Origin of the sequence: Haloarcula marismortui ATCC 43049 (assembly GCF_000011085.1) — an archaeon.
In the GTDB taxonomy this organism is placed as follows: domain Archaea; phylum Halobacteriota; class Halobacteria; order Halobacteriales; family Haloarculaceae; genus Haloarcula; species Haloarcula marismortui.
The window spans coordinates 21560-39521 of sequence record NC_006391.1 but is presented as its reverse complement, the minus strand read 5'-3'; the positions used below and the strand labels follow the sequence as shown (position 1 = coordinate 39521).

Here is a 17962-nt window from a genome sequence, read left to right as displayed (position 1 = left end):
AAAAGGCCGTTCGATATCGGTCATGACCAGCGGCGTTGCTGGGTCAGTCATCGGCCATGACCTCCGTTGTCGCGCCGGGCCCAGTGCGTCTCGGGATGCGCGCCGCCACGATCTCCGTGCTACTGTCGGGGTTGAACATGATATCATAGTGATTCTGGGTCGTTGTGATCGGGTTCTCCGGGAACGTGCCATCGGCATACGGGCTCGAAAGTTGCTCGAGCACCTCAGGCTCGTCACCAGAGATATCGATGATGCCGTCGCCGGGCGCGAGGACACGCAGCTCGTGCACAGCGCCACCGGCCGCGCGGTACTCGTTGAGAATTGTCGGCTGGTCATCGTCGTCGGTCGCCACCTGGAGGTCCTCGACGATCATGCCGCCGTCGTCGCTGGTCGACACGTCGACCGACGACGGGATACCGAGCCGCAGCTGGAACTCCGGCGTGTCGTGTGGGTAGCCCAGGTCGGAGAACTGAAACTCCGAGAACCGGCTGCCGGTGTAGCACAGTCCGAAGCCCTTCGGTCGCTTCGACAGCAGGTCTTGGTCTTGTTCGAGGTCCCGGAACGGCTTCGGTGCTTCAGCCTTGGTCGTCCGGTTCCCGCGGTCGTGGTTCGAGAGTTCGACCCAGAAATCGAACTCTTTGAGCCAGTGGTTGTGAACATCTTCTTCATGATGGCCGTAGCCGACCAGCGACAGGCCGGCCGAACGCATTTCCTTCGCGATATCGGCCATGATTTTGATACACTGATGCGTCCAGTGGCCGGACTCGCCACCCGGCGCTGACTCCGGTGCCAGCATCCCAAACTCGTCGATGTGGGCGGTCATCCAGTTGCGGTCGCCATCGCTATCAACACGCAGGCCGTCGAACGTGCGTGCCGCGAGGAAGCCGAACCACCAGTGCGATGCCGGCGTCGGGTTCGGCTCGTTCTTGGGGACGAACGTCGGGTGTTCGACCGTTGTGTCCGCCGTCGACAGCGCGTCCTCGCACTTGCGGAAGTACGGGTCCGGGAACACGACGTTGTACGTTCCTTTCGGGTGGTTCTGCAGCCGCTCGACAAGTTCGAGGACATCCGAGTAATATCGCACATCCCGGCAGAGTTCGTCGGGATCGGGGTCGTCGCGGTCGACGGCTTCCATCCACCGACCGTCAACGTCGACGCCGCTGGGGAGCCACAGCGTCGTCCAGTCAGCCATCCGCCGCCAGTCCGAGCTTTTCTGCCGGCCGTTCCTGACGACGCGCTCGTCGTTGTGTTCCATCTGGTATGTGGCAAACTGGTCGGCAGCTGTGGACTTGCCCGAGCCCTTCGGCGCTTCGACCATCGTCAGTGATGCGCCCGGGGAGTTCACCGTCGACGGGCCGTCCGATGCGCTTTCGATATGCACGAGGAAATCCGGGTACACACCCGACAGCGCCGCCCCCTCCCGTGGATAGAACGCTTCTGGATCAAACGCTGGGATATCGAACCGCGTCCGAATCATCTCGGCGTCGTCATCCCAGTCACCGGGCGGGTCGCATCCGTGGACGACTTGTGCGCCCTGTCGTGTCTGTTCGGTGAATCCGTCCTGTTCTGCCTTTGGTTTTCTCTGTGACATCGTTAGCTCACTCCAGACAAATCAGCCGGTTCACGGCGGTTTACGTCACCACCGCCGAGTCCGGCGTTGTGGACAATCGGGATATCGAGGTCGGCCAGCGACCGGCTGACCAGTTCCTTCGCCACCTCGACATCCGCCATCGTAATCTCTTCACGCAGGTTCGCCCGAGCGGCCGCCTGTGCGACACGGCGTGCGGCCCCGAGTTTCCGGGCGGTCACGGGCACGGGCGGCCCGTGGTACTGCCCATCCGCGTCCGCGAGCGCATCGCGATAGCGCTCGGGCAGCGCCATCTTTTGCTCTTCAAACCACGCCGCCAGCGCCTCGATGACCCTGTCGTTCGCGGGTGTGGGATGCAACTGTCGCGCCCGCAGCAGGACCGCGCGGTACTGGTCCATCGACAGCACTGGGTCGATAGTATCGGCGTCAGCCGTGTCGAGTGCCTGCCCAGTCGCGTCTTTCAGCGATGCCGACCACGTCCGTATCATCGACTCGGCCAGTTCTCGGACGTGTTCGCGGTCCTGTTTCGACCGCATCTGCATGATAAGGTCAAACCGCGACAGCAGCGGGCTGTTGATGCCCAGCGCGTCGACCAGCGACTCGTCACCAGCGAAGTGACCGCCGAGCGGGTTGCACACGCCCAGCAGCCCGCACTCGGCTGGCAGCGTCATCGACTGCCCGCCCAGCGACAGCGGCAAAATCTGGTCGGCCAGCGCCGAGTGCATCTTCTCGATGGCATCATCGCCGGCCTTGTCCAGTTCGTCGACGACCGCGATGCCCTCGTGGGCGCGGACCAGCACGCCGGGCTCAATGCTGAATCCGCCGTCGGAAAAGTCGTCTTTCACCGCCGCCGCGGTCAGCCCCGGCCCCGACACGCGCTCGCCGCTCGCGAACGCCGACCGGGGCGCGACCGCCGCGGCCCACTTCGCCAGTACGGACTTCCCTGTCCCCGGGTCACCCGGCAGCAGGACGTGAACGTCGCCCCGATAGTGCGAGCCGTCCGGTCCGTCGAACGTCGACGCGCTGACCAGCTGTAGGACCAGGCCGCGAACGACCTGCCGGTCCCGTGGGTGCGAGCCCGACACGAACTTCGGCGCTGCGGCCGCCATCAGCACATCGGCCGTCGACGGGTCCTCGATATCCACGTCGAACGACTCCGGCCGCTCGCGAAGGCGCTCGAAGAGGTCCCGCTGGTCAGCCGTGAACTCCGCGTCTTGATAGGTTTGGCCGGCCGCTTGCACGGAGTTCACGACGACCTGTGGCTCGGGAATCGGCCCGCCACCGCGGAACTGCAGTTCACCAACGAGCACCACGTCCTGACAGTTCGCGATAGCGCCGTGTCCCGCGAGGTCGCCCTGCAGGTGCGCGATGATATCCGAGGTATCGCCACCCAGCGCCGCGCTGCTGGGATTCTCTAACAGGAGCTTCTGATAGTCCTCGTAGCGGGACTGGTCCGGGTTGATGCGGAACGGCCCTTTCGTCTCGCAGCCGACGCACTCGAAGGGCTCGATGAACTGCCCGGGCTCGAATGGTATCCGGGTGAGCGTGCCACAGCGCTGGCACTCGAAGGCCGCTTCGACAAGCCGTGGTTGCACCTGCGTTCGCTTCGCGACCTGCCCTTCCAGCGCCAGCAGTTGCCCGCGCCGATCCGACGGTGAGAACTCGCCCGGCGCGGTCGTGTGTGACTCGGGCAGGTTCTCGAAGCGCGGTGTCGCCTGCCCCAGCGACGTGTCGACCGGCAGCGGCGTGTCCCGAATCCCCCGTTCCACGTATTCAAGCATCGAATCGGGCGCATCGAGGATATCTTCGGCCAGCGTTGGGTCCCACCGAGCGAGGTCCGTCCAGTCCAGCGTCAGCGACGTGTCGTCGGGATAGCGCTGGGCCAGCAGCGCCACCTTGTCGCTGACCTGCCAGCGGAGATACTGAGCGACCCGGTCGGACAACTCGTCACTCATCGCTGTCCTCCGTGGCCGGCGTCACCGAGTCGCGCCACTCTTCGAGTCGGGCAACGAGGTCCTCGACGAGCGCGCGTTCCTGTTCGGTGACGCCGTCCCAGTTGACCGCCATGCCCGCGGCCCGGAACGACGCCAGTTTCAGGAGCTTCCCGGCCCGCTCGTCGGCCAGTTCGGTTGTCAGTTGCGCCGCGTCCTCGGTGTCGATCTCTCCGTCGTCGACGGCGTTCTGGACGCGCTCGAAGATCGTCGGTTCGGCCAGTGCCACGAGTGACGCCGCGTCCTGTTCGCGAGCCCGGGCCGCCCGGATGGCTTCGATATCCATTATCCCGGCGGCACCTCCTTTGCGCGGCCAGCAACGTCGGCCAGTTCGTTGCTGTTGGTCACTAACTCTGAGAGCGTGGCATTCATCGCCGGGAATATCTCGCCGGCCAGCAGCCACTCAAGCCGGACTGACGGCCCGCGAGTCAGCGAGTGCCACCAGTTGCCGTGCCGGTCCAGCACGTCCTCGATGAACCCGCTGCGGACGTGGCCCTCGGTCATGTGGATGATATCCTCTGCCCACGCCATGACCTCCGATTCGACGCCGGGCGGGTCCCGTAGCGTCCGCCGCAGCATCCCGTGCTGTTCGACCGCGCGCTGATGCAATCGTGGCCGCCCAGCGACGTACTGAATCCGTTCGGCGTCTTTGACGCCTTCCTCATCGGAGAACTCTCCGACCCGCTCACGCAGCATCTCAGTGGCGTCCTGAAACGCCGGCAGCAGCACCTTCCGAATGAGCCGCCGCCGGAACGCATCGGCAGTCTCGTCGTCGCGGGGTGCCTGGTCACAGATTGCGATCCGGTCGTCCGTTTCTGCCATGAGGCAAGCGACTTCCCAGCGGTCTTTCACGAGGTCCTCGTGCCACGTTTCCGGGGTTTGCCCGCCCGACACCACGTCGACCGCGTGGCACCACTCCAAGACCTCAGTGCGGGTCTGGAAGCCATCGCGAAGGGACTGTTGCAGGTGGCGCTGCTGGGCGCGAAGCGAGTCGAGCCCAGCTGCGAACGAGCGGTCGACCGACCCGTCGTCGCTCGCGAGCCATTTGAGCGCGTGATGTCCGTCGGCCGCCATCGGGTCAGTCATCCGCATCAACCCCCTGTTGTGGCGACGACGGCGAGAGGTTCGTTGACGGGTTGTTCCCGCCGTGTTCGTCGTCGAGCGCTTTCTGAATCTCCGTGCGAACGCGGTCGACGATTTGCTGGCCTTGCTCGTGGTCAGACCATTCCAGTTCGGTGACCGCTTCGAGAACTTGGTCGAAGGTCTTGCGCTCTTCGTACTCGTGGCGCTCGGTCTGGACCTGTGCCTGCACGTCGTTCCAGTGGGACGGCCCCCAGTCGACTTCGAGCGAGCCATCGCGAGCTTCGTGGCCGTCGATCAACGCCGGCAACGTCGCCAGCCCCAGCCCGATAATCGACGAGCCCAGCGCCGCGACTGTCCCGAGGTAGACCAGCGCGCCACCACCGAGTGCGATGCCGATGAACCGCCAGTTGCGACGGGCGAACCAGTTCGACACCGCCGCCGAGATAGCCGCCGGCAGTGCCGCAATGCCGTCGGCTTCGGGCGGGTCCGCGAGGTCCTCGTCGGCAACCGCTTTCGTCAGCGACGGCGCGAACTTGAGTCGCGCCGGTTTGTGCCGTAGCACCTTGTCGGACTCTGGGTCGACCTCGAAGAGCTGGTCGAGGTCGCCGTCGCCACTATCGTAGGACTTCCAGTCCTCGGTCGGTATCTTCGCCGGGTCCGCCCAGTAGCGGGCCAGCATCGGCCGTAGGCCGGACACTGGGGCATACAACTGTTCGCCGTGTCGGTACACGGACTTGATTTTGTTCGCCACCCGCCGCGTGCCGACCGTCTCATCCCCGCTGGGCGAGATAGCGCCCTGCCGGAGTTGCCGCCGGAAAAAGCCGGCTTTCGAGAGGTCGCTGTCCCGAATCGACAGCATCACCGGCAGCGCCAGCAGGCCGATGAGAATGCCGACCGCAATCGGCGCGTTCGCGAGGATAATCGACGTTTGCCACGTCCCAACTATCGCCGCGATGCCGACCACGACCGCGACGACACCGGCCCAGTACGTGACGCCTTTCAGCGTCCCGACAATCGTTCGCGAGAGGATGTGTTTGGCCGACGCCCCGGAGAACATGATGCCACAAATCGCCGGGATAATCAGGTTCAGCGCCCCCCAACGCCAGAGGTCGCCTTTCGAGTTCGTCGGGTATGCCGGTGACGCCGTCAGCGGGTTGGTCTGGTGGCCGAATCGCCAGCGTGCGCCCTCGACGCGGCTGCCGTCCTGTTCCAGCCACGCCGTTGCCTGCCACTGCTGGTCGTAATGGGACTGCAGTTTCAGTTTCGACGCCGAGTAGCCGTTCTCTGCCTCGAAGCTAATCCGCTGGACGCTCTGATTCGCCGCGTAGGCCCGCTGTGTCCCGTTGACTCGTGTCGTCTGCTCCTGCCAGAACACGACGACAAACTCGTAGTCACCGACACTCTCGCCGAACGCGGACGTGTACGCCAGCAGGTAGTCTGTTTTGAGTGCCTGATTCCGACCGAGCGGCTGATAGCTCGACTGGGCCGGGTTCAACGGCAGGTACTTCAGCACGATCCCGCCGGTCGGGAGCATCCGCGTCGACTCCGGCGGGCCTTGCGAACCGCCGCTCGATATCTGGTCGCCGCCCGTCCGCAGCTCGTCGATACCGAACGGCCCCGGCGCGGTCCAGTCGCTCGACTGGCTGTCGTCGGTGGCACTCGTGCCGTTGGTCGCGTTAGTCTGGTAGTGTCCGTCGGCCACCGCTGCCGATGCGGGCATCGCGAACGCGCCCGCCACGGTGACAGCGACGAGGACGACCGCAACACTAACCGCGGCGACGGCGGCCCTATCACCTCCCGAAAGTGCGTGTCCGGGCACGGTTAGCCCCCCGAAAGAGCGCTTGCTACGCCGTTGACGTAGTCCGTCGTTGCCTCCGGCGCGGTGAACATCAGAACGGCCACAATGCCGACCACCGCCAGCAGGACCGCGCCCCAGCCGGAGATGTTAATCTGCATCCACCGCCTCCTCTGCCGCCGCGCCCGTGTACAGCGCCAGCCCCACGACCAGCGCCGCCAAGAACACGACCAGCGTCTCTTTGCCCGTCAGCCCGAGGACCACCGTGCCACCGCCGGCCAGCGCGCCAGCGCCGATGAACGACGCCGCCGCGCTCCAGAGGAATCCGCCGGCATACACGCCACCGAAAAAGCCGCCCACCAGTCCCGTCGTCAGCCGGGCCGGGCGGCCTTTGAACCACTTAATCGGGTAGGCCGTCTTTGCCAGCACCGACGTGTACTCGCCGATCACGTAGAACACCATGACCATGATGGCCCAGCCGGTCGCCGTCGCCGTCGTCACCTCTGGCATCGGCCCACCTCCGGGCTGTCCGCTGTTCCTGTTCGATACGTCCGCTTGATATGTTCGTTCTGAATCATGAGTTTAGCCGTCCGTTCGGTTGTCAATCTGTTCACGAGCTTTCAGCAGGAGTTTCAGCAACAGCAACGCCGCCAGCCCAGCGACGATCTTCGACGCCGCCGTCTTGGTGATCGGCAGGACCGGCGCGGAGCTGACCAGCAACGTCGCCCCGTAGAACAGCTGTCCGAGGTTCGCCCAGCCCCACTGCAGCAGCACCGCCAGCACGTCGAACTGGAACGCCCCGAACAGCGTCGTCGCCGTTGCCGTTGCCGCACTCGCTGGGTGGGTAAGGAACTCTTTGAGCGACATCAGTTGATGAAGGCACCTCCCCCGGGAATGAAGTCCAGCGCAATCTCGATGGCTGTCCGTATTGCCGACGAGTACGCGACCACAACAATCGCGAACACAATCGCCGCGCCCAGCAGTCCCGCCGGTCCCGTCCAGTTGAAAAAGTCGATGAGCAACTGGACACCAGAACCGATGACCGTGAGCACCGGGTCGCCAATTGCCGACCCAGCGTCGATGAGCGTGTTTGCGATGACGACCGGCACATCCACGAGCCCGAGGTCCCCGAGTGTTGACGACCGCGAATCGCCGAAAAACACGTAGTTGATGGCCCAGAGGACTTTCTCAACGACGCCCTCGACGCCGTTCAGCAGTGGCGTCAAGATGAGCCCGAGGATGAATCCAGTCGGCGAGGCCGCGAATGCCCTCAGGGCGGGCGGGAGAACGAAACCACCACCGCCGCCACCGCCCGATGTCGACACTATCAGTCACCTCCTGCGAGCCGTTGGGCACCTTCACGAAGGCCACGCACGACGACGAACAGCGTCACCAGCGTGAACCCCAGCGCAACCAGATAGCCCCAGAGTCCGAACTGGTCGACGCTGCCAGCCCAGAGGTCCTGTCGATACCACTGCAGAATCGGGACAAACAACTCCCCCAGCACGCCCGATCCCGTCGGCGTCTCGCCGGTCGTCACGTCCCCGACGAACGACGTTGCGCCCTCGATGAGCCGCTCCGGGATGCCAACCAGTTCGTCGATGAACTTCCGAAAGCCAATGTACACCGTCGCGACCGCCGACAGGAATATCGACGCGCCAGCGCCGGACCAGTTGACCGGGTTCGCCGTGTCGACAATCTGGTAGCCTGCAAACGACTCTGAGTTCCTAATAAAGCCCGTCAGCCCCGAGTCATCAGCCATTGGCAGTGACCTCCGAGTTGTGGGGCTGGCGAGCCGTCATTCGTCGACCGTATCCTCCTGGTCGAGACCGTTGGGAGGCAGGGGAAACTCCTGGTATGGGTCCACAGGATCACGTTTGCGCATGGCGGTCCTCAACAGCAAAGACGCAAGACCCAAGATGGCAGTGATGCCCCCAGCCAGCGCAGGATTCGCAAATGGCTGTGAAACGAAGGTAGCCACCGCGTCAGCACTGGCGGCGAATGGTCGGGTTAGCAGCGCCGACACAGCTGCACTGGCATCGACAGTTGCGACGACCACGGCGGGCAGCCCAACCAGCACCACCAGATAGCCTAATGCCTCATACTGGCGAGCCGTCATTCGTCTATCGTGTCCTCCTCTTCGACGCCGAAGATATCCGTTGGCACGTCGATAGGCAGGCCCGGCAGCACGTCGCCAGTCTCATCCTCGCGGAGATACAGCACGACCATGTACAGCACGATCATCACCAGCCCGGCAGTCACTGGGAACGCCAAGAGTCCAGCCAGCGTATCGCTAAAGATTGAGCGTAACACGGTTTCCGAGACATCTGCTCCCGCAATCAGGAGGTTCCCAGGTGCCTCGAAGAGCCCTCGCAACAGCGACCCAATCGCGTCCCCAGCGCTGTTGAACGGCTGGGAAAAGAAGTTCGCCACCGCGTTGATCACGTCGATGACCGCAACGACTGGCGACACGATCAACCCGATAATCGACGCCGACAAGACTCGTCCCGCGTCGCCATCAGCCTGCAGGAAGTTCGTGATGCCACTCAACGACTCTTTCCCGCTGCCGTCGCCGAGGTCCAGATCAGCGGATGAGGACATTCGGTCTCACCCCGCTATCCGGCGCTTGATCGGGTCGAACAGCCCCAGCAGGAACGCCGCCGCCCCCAGCAGCGCCGCGATGAGGATGTTCATCGGCGTGAATATGCCGTCACCGCCGCCGCCGAAGATGGCCCCGCCCGAAGACTGCTGGACGATCTCGCCGATCTCAATAGACTCAGCAGTTTCGTTGTCGCTGTCGGTCCCGTCCTCTTCGACGACAATGCGATAGTCGTCGTACTCCGACGAGTCAACGGCGAAGGTCTTCTCCGTGGTCTCGCCGCTGGCCGCCGACACCATGCCGGAGTCAACCTGCGTTGTGATGCCGTCAGACACGCCATAGACCGTGTAATCGACGCTCTGGGCACTCGTGTTCGTCACTTCGAGGTAGACCTGCTGGGTCTGGTTGTTGACGGCGACGGTCTTGTCCGCCAGCGTGTCCGAGGTCGAGGTCGGTGTTGGCGTGGCGGTCGTCTGTGCGGCCGCGCCACCGACGCCAGCGACGGCCATGCTGGCACAAATAAGGCCAGCCAGCAGCAGTGCAATCGGTCGTGAACTGTTCTTGTCAGTCGAAAATGGTCCTATCATAGGTCTGAATCCCCGGTTTCGGGCTGGGGAACGCCCTGGTTGCGTGCCGATTCGAGCGCGTCGAGAAGGGCATCGTCACGGACGGCACCGCTGCCTTCCTGGTCGACGGCGTCGATGAGCTGGTCGAGCCGGTGGGTGCCGCCGTCGGTCGCTGCGAGACGGCCGGCTGCAGTCGACTCCGTGTCAGTCTGGGACGGGCTCTGCAGCCGCCGTCGTTCGGCGTCGGCCGCCGCGCACTCGCCCGAACAGTAGTGGTAGGTGTCCGTCCGGCGCTGCAGTACCACCGACAGCGGCCCTAATCGCCCCCGTCGCGGGTCCGAACTGCAGAGGACTTCGATGGACTCGTCGTGACCGTCGCGACTGGAGTGTGCGATAATGCGGTCGCCACAATGGTCACAGATGGCATCCATCTCCGGGATTGCGTTGCCGTAGGCAACGAGCCCGCCAATAAGAGCGGCACCAGCGCCGACAACTAGTCCGTCAACGACACCGCCGCCGACGGTCAGTGAGGTGATGATCGTCCACCCAGCATAGGCCAGCCCGGAGACCGTGAGTCCGATGCCGAGCCAGCCCAGCACTGAGAGGTCTGCCCGTCGGACGCTGTCGACTTCGATGTCGATCACACGCCACCTCCGACCAGTTCGGCGGTGGGGAGATCGCGGCTCGCTCCAGCCGACTCATGCCAGTCTCGCGCGCGCCGCTGCTCGTCGATATCATGCCATTCGGTTCGATACGGTTGATACGCGGGCTTGGCCGCGTTGTCCGGCGATTGTCGGTCACCGGGGTCGTGTTCGCGCATGGGTAGGGGTACCTGAGCGGTCCGTTTGGACCGACATGCGCGTGGTCTGCACCCTCTTTTAATCGATGTCAGAATTTTTTAATGGTTTGTGTATGGAGTGTAGGGGTAGAGTAGGGATTTGTTAGGGTCTGTATGTGGATTGTAGGGGTTTGTAGGGGTGGTCGCCCGACGAGTTTATCTAGTAAAACCTGTATTTGATTGGTATGTCGCAAACCACCCGGCGTACGGTCACGATCGGGAGAGAAGTCGTCCAACGTGGGCCATACTCCTGTTATTTGTCTATCAGTCAGGACTGGATTCAGGAGTCTGGCCTCTCAGTCGATGGCACGGCTCGTCTTGAGCGCCTGAAACAGGAAGATCGGAGCGTTACAGTTCGTCTACACATAGATCAGGACTTCAGTACAGTGGAAGATCCTCCAGGTAGGTTTGACGTGAAGTTTGTCGATATCCAAACCGCAATTCAGTTTTCGATTCCAGCAGGATTGCGGAAACTCCACGGGATCGATGGCGATTTTATTTATAATTCTGAATTTGATCGCGACCAGAGCGTCGTCGACTACGAACTCGTCTCGCCAAGCCGTCGTGACGATCTTCGGCTGAAGTGATCGAAATTAGTTAAGAGAGATAGGGATCGTCGAGGATGTCCTCATCAACAAGCTTACTCAGAATCTCGTCATCATCCATCTCGGCAATCCTCTCTGCGCCAAGCAAGAGTAGCAACGGGCGCCGATGGCGGTTCGTGTCGAGATCCACACTCTGGGTAGCCTCAACCTCCGCAAACGTGCCGACAGCCAATCGATTCACCTCCTTACGGAGGTCATCCCGAAGGTAGTAGGTGTCGTGGCGACGTTCCGTTACTGGCTGTTGTTCTGGCCTCTGTTGTCTCTGTGACTTCTGTGATTCCTGTTGTTCCACAGATTTACTATCCGCGGACTCGGCCTGTTGTTCTGGTCTCTGTTGTCTCTGTGACTTCTGTGATTCCTGTTGTTCCTGTGAGTCGTCGCGGCGCTGGCGACGGTCGTGATTTCGTGAGCCAATTCGTGCAGCGCGGTCCATGTCTTTCTCGGTGTCGGTGTCGTCACTCATTGAAGAAGTCCTCCACGTATTTCGCGGCGTCAGTAAACCGGTCGGTCATATCGTTGCCTGGCTCGTACTCGAATAGCGTTCGGCCGGCATTGAAGGAGTACTGCAGGGCCACGCGTTCGCGGATCTCGATAAGCGGAGTCTCCGCGAATGCCGCGTCGAACCACTCCAGCATTTCCTTAGCCTCGTTCGTCGACGCCCGGATGCGATTGGCGACTGCGAGCGCAGGGATACAACGGACGTCTGTCTCACGTTCCATCGCGTCGAGTTCATCATAGAGCAGTTCGACAGCTCGCTGAGACGTGCCTTCGGCAAGTGCTGGGATGACGACGTTCGGAGCTGCGTAGAGGCAGTTGTCCAGGATTTCGCCGTAATATGGCGGCGAGTCGACGATGACGTAGTCATAATCGTCCTCAACCTCGCGGAGTACTTTGTCGAGCTGGTAGCGAGCGTGGGGCAGGTCCTCGTCGAGACAGGAGTCCTCCAGGAGGGTCCCGCTCTGGATTACCGATGTGGCGTCGACGCCGCGGGCCTGGAGGTCCGCAGCAACGTCGGAGAGCGTGAGGTCGCGTTCTGTGTTGAGGAGATCGACGTTGCTGGGCAGGAGGTCCATCTCGGGATGATCCAAAAGAAGATCCTGGGCCAAGTGTCTGCGGTCGCCGGCGAGAAGTGTGTCGGCCAGCGTCGGTGGTTCTGCGTCGTAGGCCTCCGCATGTCCCAAACCCTCGGTTGCGACTCCCTGCGGGTCCATGTCGACGAGGAGAACGTCGTGGTCGCGATGATTCAACGCGCCGGCGAGGTTGATAGCAACAGTCGTCTTGCCTACCCCTCCTTTCGCGCTTGCTACTGTGAGTCTATTTGTCATCTGTTTTCCCTGTTATCTCTGTGGTCTCTGTGACCTATGTTGTGTCTGTTGTTCCTGTGGCGCATAAACATCCGTCAGACGCCTGAATGACAAAGACACAGATTGGCCGAGCGGCGGAAATTTATATAGCTACATAGACTTTATCAGACACAGGAAGCCCGAATATTCAGACACACAGTACCTGAAACGCCGAAATTCTGGTTTTGCGATTAGGTTTGTATTACTCTAATAAGCACCACCAGTTTTACCCGGACCGCCGCTGTACGGGAAGCATGGATCGGCTTCCGCCTGAGTACGACGCTACTCCGGGGAGGGCACCTCCGAAGCAGCCATCAAGGGTGGATAGTTGATATCGACCCTGAACGCTACCGGGCAAATGTTGCGGGCGTCCTGTGACAGCCCGGAGCCTAGAGTTAGGACCAGCACGAGGTCTCCGGTCCTGGACTGACCACTGTCGCGGCAGTACTATCTTGATTCAGCGAGAGAATCCCGCCCTTCCCGTGAGTGACGAGCGTTCCGACGCTTAGTCGGAACCGAGGAGCGAACAGGGCGGGAGTGAATCGCGTAAGCTCCGGTAAGAAACCGCCATGTCACTGCTGGTCTTGAGTCTCCAACACTTCCAGACCAGCTTCTAACACTTCTGCATAGGCTTCCGAGAGGTTCAGGTCGTTCGCTTCTGCGTAGTCTTTGATTCGTCCGTGGATTGCCCAGTCAATGTCGATGTTTGGCCTCATCGGTGGACTCATTAGACATTGGGACTGATTATACTTTGGATGAAGCGCACCAACACGTTCGCCGTGCGACCGCTCACCGACGATGGTGAGCAGGTGCTACGGGATCTGTTGGACGCTTCTGCCGCTCTCTGGAACGAGATTAACTACCAGCGCCTCATGCGCTACAACGACGAGAACGGCTTTGAGGGCGAAGACGTGTGGGACGCCGATACCGGCGCTCTTGAAGGCAAATACAAAGGCGTTCTCGGCGCGTCTACCGCTCAAACTGTCCGGCGAGCAAACACCGAAGCGTGGCGGTCGTTCTTCGAGAACAAGAAGGCGTATCACGACAAATCGAACACGTCGGTCACGGAACACCCGGAACCGCCGGGCTTCCGTGGCAACGAAGATGACGGACGTGTTCTCAAAGGCGTCGTCCGAAAGGACGCCTACACCGTTGAATGGGGCGACCGCTCTCGACTTGAGATTATCGTCGGCAAAGAACTCCGAGACAGGCACAACAGCCCGAAAAGCCGTCTTCGGCTCGAAATCGTTGGCGACCCGAACTGGCCTGACTACGAGGACCAAGGCCGGTTGGAACTGTGGTACGACGAGACTGACAGCACCTTCCGAGCTTCGCAACCCGTCACTGTTTCTGACGATGCACGGGGGACTCCACTGGCCGACCACAAGGCCGCTCTGGACATTGGTGCGAACAATCTCGTCGCCTGTACCACGACGACCGGCAAACAATACCTGTACGAAGGCCGCGAGTTGTTTCAGCGATTCCGTGAGACGACACGAGAAATCGCCCGGTTACAGTCCAAGCTACGGGAAGGCCGATACAGTAGCGAGCGTATTCGGCGGTTGTACCGAAAGCGAACCCGTCGCCGCGACCACGCACAAGAGGCACTGTGTCGTGACCTGCTCGAACGACTCTACGAGGACGGTGTGGACACGGTGTATATCGGAGGCTTGGCCGACGTGCTGGACACACACTGGTCGGTCGAGACGAACGCCAAGACGCACAACTTCTGGGCGTTCAAGCAGTTCACCGAGCGACTGGCGTGTACCGCAGACGAATACGGTATCTCGGTCGAAGTCCGGTCGGAAGCGTGGACCAGTCAAGAGTGCCCACAGTGTGGTTCGACAGACCGGACGACACGGCATCAGGACACGCTCACCTGTCCGTGTGGATTCGAGGGGCACGCCGACCTTACGGCGTCAGAAACGTTCCTGAAGCGGCATACGAGCAAAGAAGTCAGGCCGATGGCACGGCCCGTGCGGTTCGAGTGGGACGACCACGAATGGTCGGAGTCACCACGCTCTCTCGAAAGTCCCAAAGAACAGCGCACAGACCCGAGTACCGTCCACCGTGACGGGAATGTTGCTTCCGGGGAATCAGCATAGCCGAGACTCCTACAGAGGAAACCGCGCCGTTCACGGCGCGGAGGATGTCATTGATTGGTCGTCGCGATGTTGATCGCAGCATTCACGTCCGCATGGACCTCGTACCCGCACTCCCAGCACTCGAAGACATCGCCGTCCCGCATCGCTGGATTGGTCTCTCCACACTTCCGGCAAGTTACACTCGTGTTGCGCGGGTCGATTGCTTGGACCGGGATGCCAGCCTCGTGAGCCTTGTACGCAATCTTTTCTTGGATCTCTGCGAAGGGCCAGTCGTGGATTGGATCCTCTGCAGTCTCACGGTAGTGGGTGAGATCTTCTAGATGAATCACAGCTGGGGCGTGCTCTTCAGCAAGGTCGACCACGCGTTTGCTGGCGACGTTGGTGATGTGATCGGTATATCGGTTGTACTGTAATCGGGCATCTTTGATCGCCTTGAGGTCGTTACGCTCCATCGCTTCACTCCGGCGGCGCTTCACCCGCTCGCGATGGTGACGATACTCCGCCCCGGATTCCAGTTCGACAGCCACGACATCCTCGTCGTCGACGACAGCCGCACAGACCAGCGGATCATCGTTGAGGTCAACGCCCACAGCAGTGCTGACCTCGGCAGGCTGGTAGACCTCAACCGGCCACGTGATGGTCTGGTGGAGGTACAGCGTCCCATCATCATGGAGATGGAGTTCAGCAGAACCGGCGCTAGCTGGGTTATCCTCATTAGTCACGCGTTCGAGAAACTGCCGCTGATAGCCTCCAGCATGGATGTGGAACCACACTGGATTGTAGCTGATAAAGCTCGTTTTGACGCCCCAACCCTTGTCGTTCTCGTGAATCTCGCAGTCGTCATGTCGGAGGCTAAGGTAGTCAGCGTCCCCGTATTGACCACGAGGCAACTTCCCGTCTTCACCACGTTCACGCCAGCTAGTGAACGACTCGACGACATCGTTCTTGGCCATCTGTGCGAGCGTGGTTTTATACCGCACATCATCATCTGGGAGCGCTCGCTTGGCCTGATGATACATCTGCGTATTCTGGAGGTTCCATTCGTATGCGGGGTAGGACGGCAGCACATCAGCCATATGGCTGGCGACCTGCTGGTAGGCCTCGATCCCACGACGGACAGTCTCGTTTTTCGCGTTGCTGGTGGCGAGCTTACACCGGATTGTCCGGGTAATGTCGAGTTCGTCAGTGCCAGCAGTGAACTCAGTGATGCTGGTCTGCATCTACCACCGTGCTGACGGGCGTAATGATTATGATACTTTGGGGAAAACGACGATGTAACCAGACGCTGGCTATATGTCGCGTTCTGGGACGCGGTTGCTTCACCGCGTGCGCGTCGTTGACGATACGACGCGTCATGCCTGCCCGCCGGCACGCTTGGCACGAAGCGTGGAGCCCTGTACAAAGGCCACGTATCGGCCGAGATAGCGGTCGCACATCATACCGACCCCCGGGGAGAACACCAGCATTGAGAGCTGGGGCTGCACGGATAGTACGACACGAACAGCGGTTGGCCCTCCCGAGGATACGGGAACTTGTGGCTGGAAATCACATACCGCGAGGCCGCCTTGCGCGGACGGACGGAACTCCCGAGACGCACGAGCGGGTACCCCGCCGTATACAGAGGGTGGCTCTCCGGCCGCCCGCGAAAACGGAAAAAGAGACATCACACTCATTACGCATACTGTCGAATTGCAGGAACCTCGCACCACGCCTATTTCATCGACCCCCCGGGGGTTCAGGGGGTATTGACGGTCGACGAAAGTACCGCTGTGGAAGCGCCCGATAGAGTGGCTGTACTGCCCAGATCCGGCATGGTTTCAGACGGACCCTTGTGGGGTTGAAGCGTGGAACCGGTGGAACATCGACAAGGTCGTGCTCAAGGTTTCAGACGGACCCTTGTGGGGTTGAAGCTGTGAGGTCGTGTCGGCTCATAGTTGGTTGGCGGGTTTCAGACGGACCCTTGTGGGGTTGAAGCGGGTTGACAGTTACTTTATGTCCGTTACAGGTAGTGGGTTTCAGACGGACCCTTGTGGGGTTGAAGCGAGAAGCTGTCGGACTTTGGTCGCACAGTCAGCGTCGTTTCAGACGGACCCTTGTGGGGTTGAAGCTGCCTTTGCTTCTCGAATCTGCTTGATTTTGTCCATCGTTTCAGACGGACCCTTGTGGGGTTGAAGCAGGATGTGGCAGGACGCCCACCGCCGCATCGCCGGTTTCAGACGGACCCTTGTGGGGTTGAAGCGATAATAAGGTAAAAGACACTCCTGCCGCGAAATCCGTTTCAGACGGACCCTTGTGGGGTTGAAGCGTACTGGACAATCGAGGGTCAACTATCAACTCGGTGTTTCAGACGGACCCTTGTGGGGTTGAAGCAAATGCGTGAGCACGTTGCCCCACTATCAAGACTAGTTTCAGACGGACCCTTGTGGGGTTGAAGCAGAGCCTCTGACCCTGCTGTTGTGCAACCCGATGGTTTCAGACGGACCCTTGTGGGGTTGAAGCTAAGTCGTTGTATGTCTCGGGCTCGGGCAGTCCACTAGTTTCAGACGGACCCTTGTGGGGTTGAAGCCAGCATATCACTCTGCCTGTGACTGTGCCATCGGGTCGTTTCAGACGGACCCTTGTGGGGTTGAAGCTCTCGTTGATCGGACTCCGGATAGATTTCGAGTTCGGTTTCAGACGGACCCTTGTGGGGTTGAAGCCCCTCAGCAATGTGGTGCAGCACTACGTCGGCGTCCGTTTCAGACGGACCCTTGTGGGGTTGAAGCATCCCAGACACGTCTTTATCTTCGTCGTCACGCCAGTTTCAGACGGACCCTTGTGGGGTTGAAGCTCCTTGGCCCGGATATTTGCATCATACAACCCCTCGTTTCAGACGGACCCTTGTGGGGTTGAAGCTCTCGCACTGCATTATTTATCGTCTCTGTGTCTATGTGTTTCAGACGGACCCTTGTGGGGTTGAAGCAAGAACAATTGCATCAGGCAATGTCGATTAGGAACGGTTTCAGACGGACCCTTGTGGGGTTGAAGCGTCACTCATGCACGACCACCGTCCGAGCGTCGCGAGTTTCAGACGGACCCTTGTGGGGTTGAAGCCCGTGGATGTTGACTTTGATGAAGTCAATGTCAGGTGTTTCAGACGGACCCTTGTGGGGTTGAAGCTCCGTCTCGGACTCCGTGTCGGTGGCGTCCGTCTCCGTTTCAGACGGACCCTTGTGGGGTTGAAGCTTCTTACTCATTGTTGTCCGAGTCTTCGCCGTTGTCGGTTTCAGACGGACCCTTGTGGGGTTGAAGCGCTGGTCTCCTGGCTGCTGTCCTCATGGCTGCCGGTTTCAGACGGACCCTTGTGGGGTTGAAGCCCGCAGAAGCGCCGACCATCAGCGTCGGAGGGTTTGGTTTCAGACGGACCCTTGTGGGGTTGAAGCTCGATCACCTCTTCGCTGCCCTCAGTG

General features: G+C 61.1%; 21 protein-coding genes and 1 CRISPR repeat array (1 of these 22 only partly in view). Of the genes, 2 read left to right on the top strand and 19 right to left on the bottom strand.

What is annotated here, in order from left to right:
- Window positions 1-43: 43 nt before the first annotated feature.
- The 15 genes from RR_RS00570 to RR_RS00505 all read right to left on the bottom strand — a co-directional run bounded on the left by RR_RS00570 (window position 44) and on the right by RR_RS00505 (window position 10442).
- Entirely contained in the window at window positions 44-1591 is a 1548-nt protein-coding gene (locus RR_RS00570; protein WP_011222226.1) for a hypothetical protein, read from the bottom strand.
- A gap of 2 nt (window positions 1592-1593) precedes the next feature.
- Window positions 1594-3543 (bottom strand): AAA family ATPase, encoded by a 1950-nt coding sequence (locus RR_RS00565; protein WP_011222225.1) that lies wholly within the window; start codon window positions 3541-3543, stop codon window positions 1594-1596.
- A complete protein-coding gene (locus tag RR_RS00560; protein WP_011222224.1) occupies window positions 3536-3865 on the bottom strand; it encodes a hypothetical protein in 330 nt (109 codons plus the stop codon). The genes RR_RS00565 and RR_RS00560 overlap by 8 nt, the downstream gene beginning before the upstream one ends.
- On the bottom strand, window positions 3865-4665 hold the full coding sequence (locus RR_RS00555; RefSeq protein ID WP_049938416.1) for a hypothetical protein: 801 nt from the start codon (window positions 4663-4665) through the stop codon (window positions 3865-3867). The genes RR_RS00560 and RR_RS00555 overlap by 1 nt, the downstream gene beginning before the upstream one ends.
- On the bottom strand, window positions 4658-6481 hold the full coding sequence (locus RR_RS00550) for a hypothetical protein (protein WP_049938415.1): 1824 nt from the start codon (window positions 6479-6481) through the stop codon (window positions 4658-4660). Before RR_RS00550 ends, RR_RS00555 begins: the two co-directional genes overlap by 8 nt.
- Before the next feature lie 2 nt (window positions 6482-6483).
- Window positions 6484-6618, bottom strand: a complete 135-nt coding sequence (locus RR_RS22900; RefSeq protein ID WP_255458693.1) for a hypothetical protein — start codon at window positions 6616-6618, stop codon at window positions 6484-6486.
- Window positions 6608-6967, bottom strand: coding sequence for a hypothetical protein (locus tag RR_RS21755; RefSeq protein ID WP_049938413.1), 360 nt, complete (start codon window positions 6965-6967; stop codon window positions 6608-6610). The genes RR_RS22900 and RR_RS21755 overlap by 11 nt, the downstream gene beginning before the upstream one ends.
- A 72-nt stretch (window positions 6968-7039) precedes the next feature.
- Window positions 7040-7324: a hypothetical protein gene (locus tag RR_RS21750; protein ID WP_049938412.1), complete on the bottom strand. Its 285-nt coding sequence runs from the start codon at window positions 7322-7324 to the stop codon at window positions 7040-7042.
- On the bottom strand, window positions 7324-7782 hold the full coding sequence (locus RR_RS21745) for a hypothetical protein (RefSeq protein ID WP_049938410.1): 459 nt from the start codon (window positions 7780-7782) through the stop codon (window positions 7324-7326). Before RR_RS21745 ends, RR_RS21750 begins: the two co-directional genes overlap by 1 nt.
- Window positions 7783-7784: 2 nt before the next feature.
- The gene (locus RR_RS00530) at window positions 7785-8219 is read right to left on the bottom strand and encodes a hypothetical protein (protein WP_011222219.1); all 435 of its coding nucleotides are present in this window, start codon (window positions 8217-8219) and stop codon (window positions 7785-7787) included.
- Between the two features lie 36 nt (window positions 8220-8255).
- A complete protein-coding gene (locus RR_RS00525; protein WP_049938409.1) occupies window positions 8256-8576 on the bottom strand; it encodes a hypothetical protein in 321 nt (106 codons plus the stop codon).
- Window positions 8573-9058, bottom strand: coding sequence for a hypothetical protein (locus RR_RS00520; protein ID WP_011222218.1), 486 nt, complete (start codon window positions 9056-9058; stop codon window positions 8573-8575). The genes RR_RS00525 and RR_RS00520 overlap by 4 nt, the downstream gene beginning before the upstream one ends.
- Window positions 9059-9064: 6 nt before the next feature.
- Window positions 9065-9643 (bottom strand): hypothetical protein, encoded by a 579-nt coding sequence (locus RR_RS00515; protein ID WP_011222217.1) that lies wholly within the window; start codon window positions 9641-9643, stop codon window positions 9065-9067.
- Complete coding sequence (locus RR_RS00510; RefSeq protein ID WP_049938408.1) at window positions 9640-10266, bottom strand: hypothetical protein; 627 nt, start codon at window positions 10264-10266, stop codon at window positions 9640-9642. The genes RR_RS00515 and RR_RS00510 overlap by 4 nt, the downstream gene beginning before the upstream one ends.
- Window positions 10263-10442: a hypothetical protein gene (locus RR_RS00505; protein ID WP_011222215.1), complete on the bottom strand. Its 180-nt coding sequence runs from the start codon at window positions 10440-10442 to the stop codon at window positions 10263-10265. The genes RR_RS00510 and RR_RS00505 overlap by 4 nt, the downstream gene beginning before the upstream one ends.
- A gap of 203 nt (window positions 10443-10645) precedes the next feature.
- On the opposite strand from RR_RS00505, the gene RR_RS00500 reads away from it, so the two are divergent.
- On the top strand, window positions 10646-11047 hold the full coding sequence (locus RR_RS00500; RefSeq protein WP_011222214.1) for a hypothetical protein: 402 nt from the start codon (window positions 10646-10648) through the stop codon (window positions 11045-11047).
- Window positions 11048-11057: 10 nt separating this feature from the next.
- Here RR_RS00500 and RR_RS00495 read toward each other — a convergent pair whose 3' ends face one another.
- From RR_RS00495 to RR_RS22180, 3 genes are all read right to left on the bottom strand, one after another.
- The gene (locus RR_RS00495; RefSeq protein WP_011222213.1) at window positions 11058-11528 is read right to left on the bottom strand and encodes a hypothetical protein; all 471 of its coding nucleotides are present in this window, start codon (window positions 11526-11528) and stop codon (window positions 11058-11060) included.
- Window positions 11521-12390 carry a ParA family protein gene (locus RR_RS00490; RefSeq protein WP_011222212.1) on the bottom strand — a complete coding sequence of 290 codons (870 nt, stop codon included), beginning with the start codon at window positions 12388-12390 and terminating at the stop codon, window positions 11521-11523. Before RR_RS00490 ends, RR_RS00495 begins: the two co-directional genes overlap by 8 nt.
- 590 nt (window positions 12391-12980) lie before the next feature.
- The gene (locus RR_RS22180; protein ID WP_007190724.1) at window positions 12981-13124 is read right to left on the bottom strand and encodes a hypothetical protein; all 144 of its coding nucleotides are present in this window, start codon (window positions 13122-13124) and stop codon (window positions 12981-12983) included.
- Window positions 13125-13163: 39 nt separating this feature from the next.
- Between RR_RS22180 and RR_RS00485 the strand changes: the two genes are divergently transcribed.
- Entirely contained in the window at window positions 13164-14513 is a 1350-nt protein-coding gene (locus RR_RS00485) for an IS200/IS605 family transposase (RefSeq protein ID WP_011222211.1), read from the top strand.
- Window positions 14514-14560: 47 nt separating this feature from the next.
- Here the strand turns inward: RR_RS00485 and RR_RS00480 are convergent, their stop codons facing one another.
- On the bottom strand, window positions 14561-15733 hold the full coding sequence (locus RR_RS00480) for an RNA-guided endonuclease InsQ/TnpB family protein (RefSeq protein WP_011222210.1): 1173 nt from the start codon (window positions 15731-15733) through the stop codon (window positions 14561-14563).
- A 598-nt stretch (window positions 15734-16331) separates the two neighbouring features.
- Window positions 16332-17962: direct repeats of the CRISPR family, unit length 26 nt; unit sequence CAGACGGACCCTTGTGGGGTTGAAGC (it continues 1489 nt past the right edge of the window).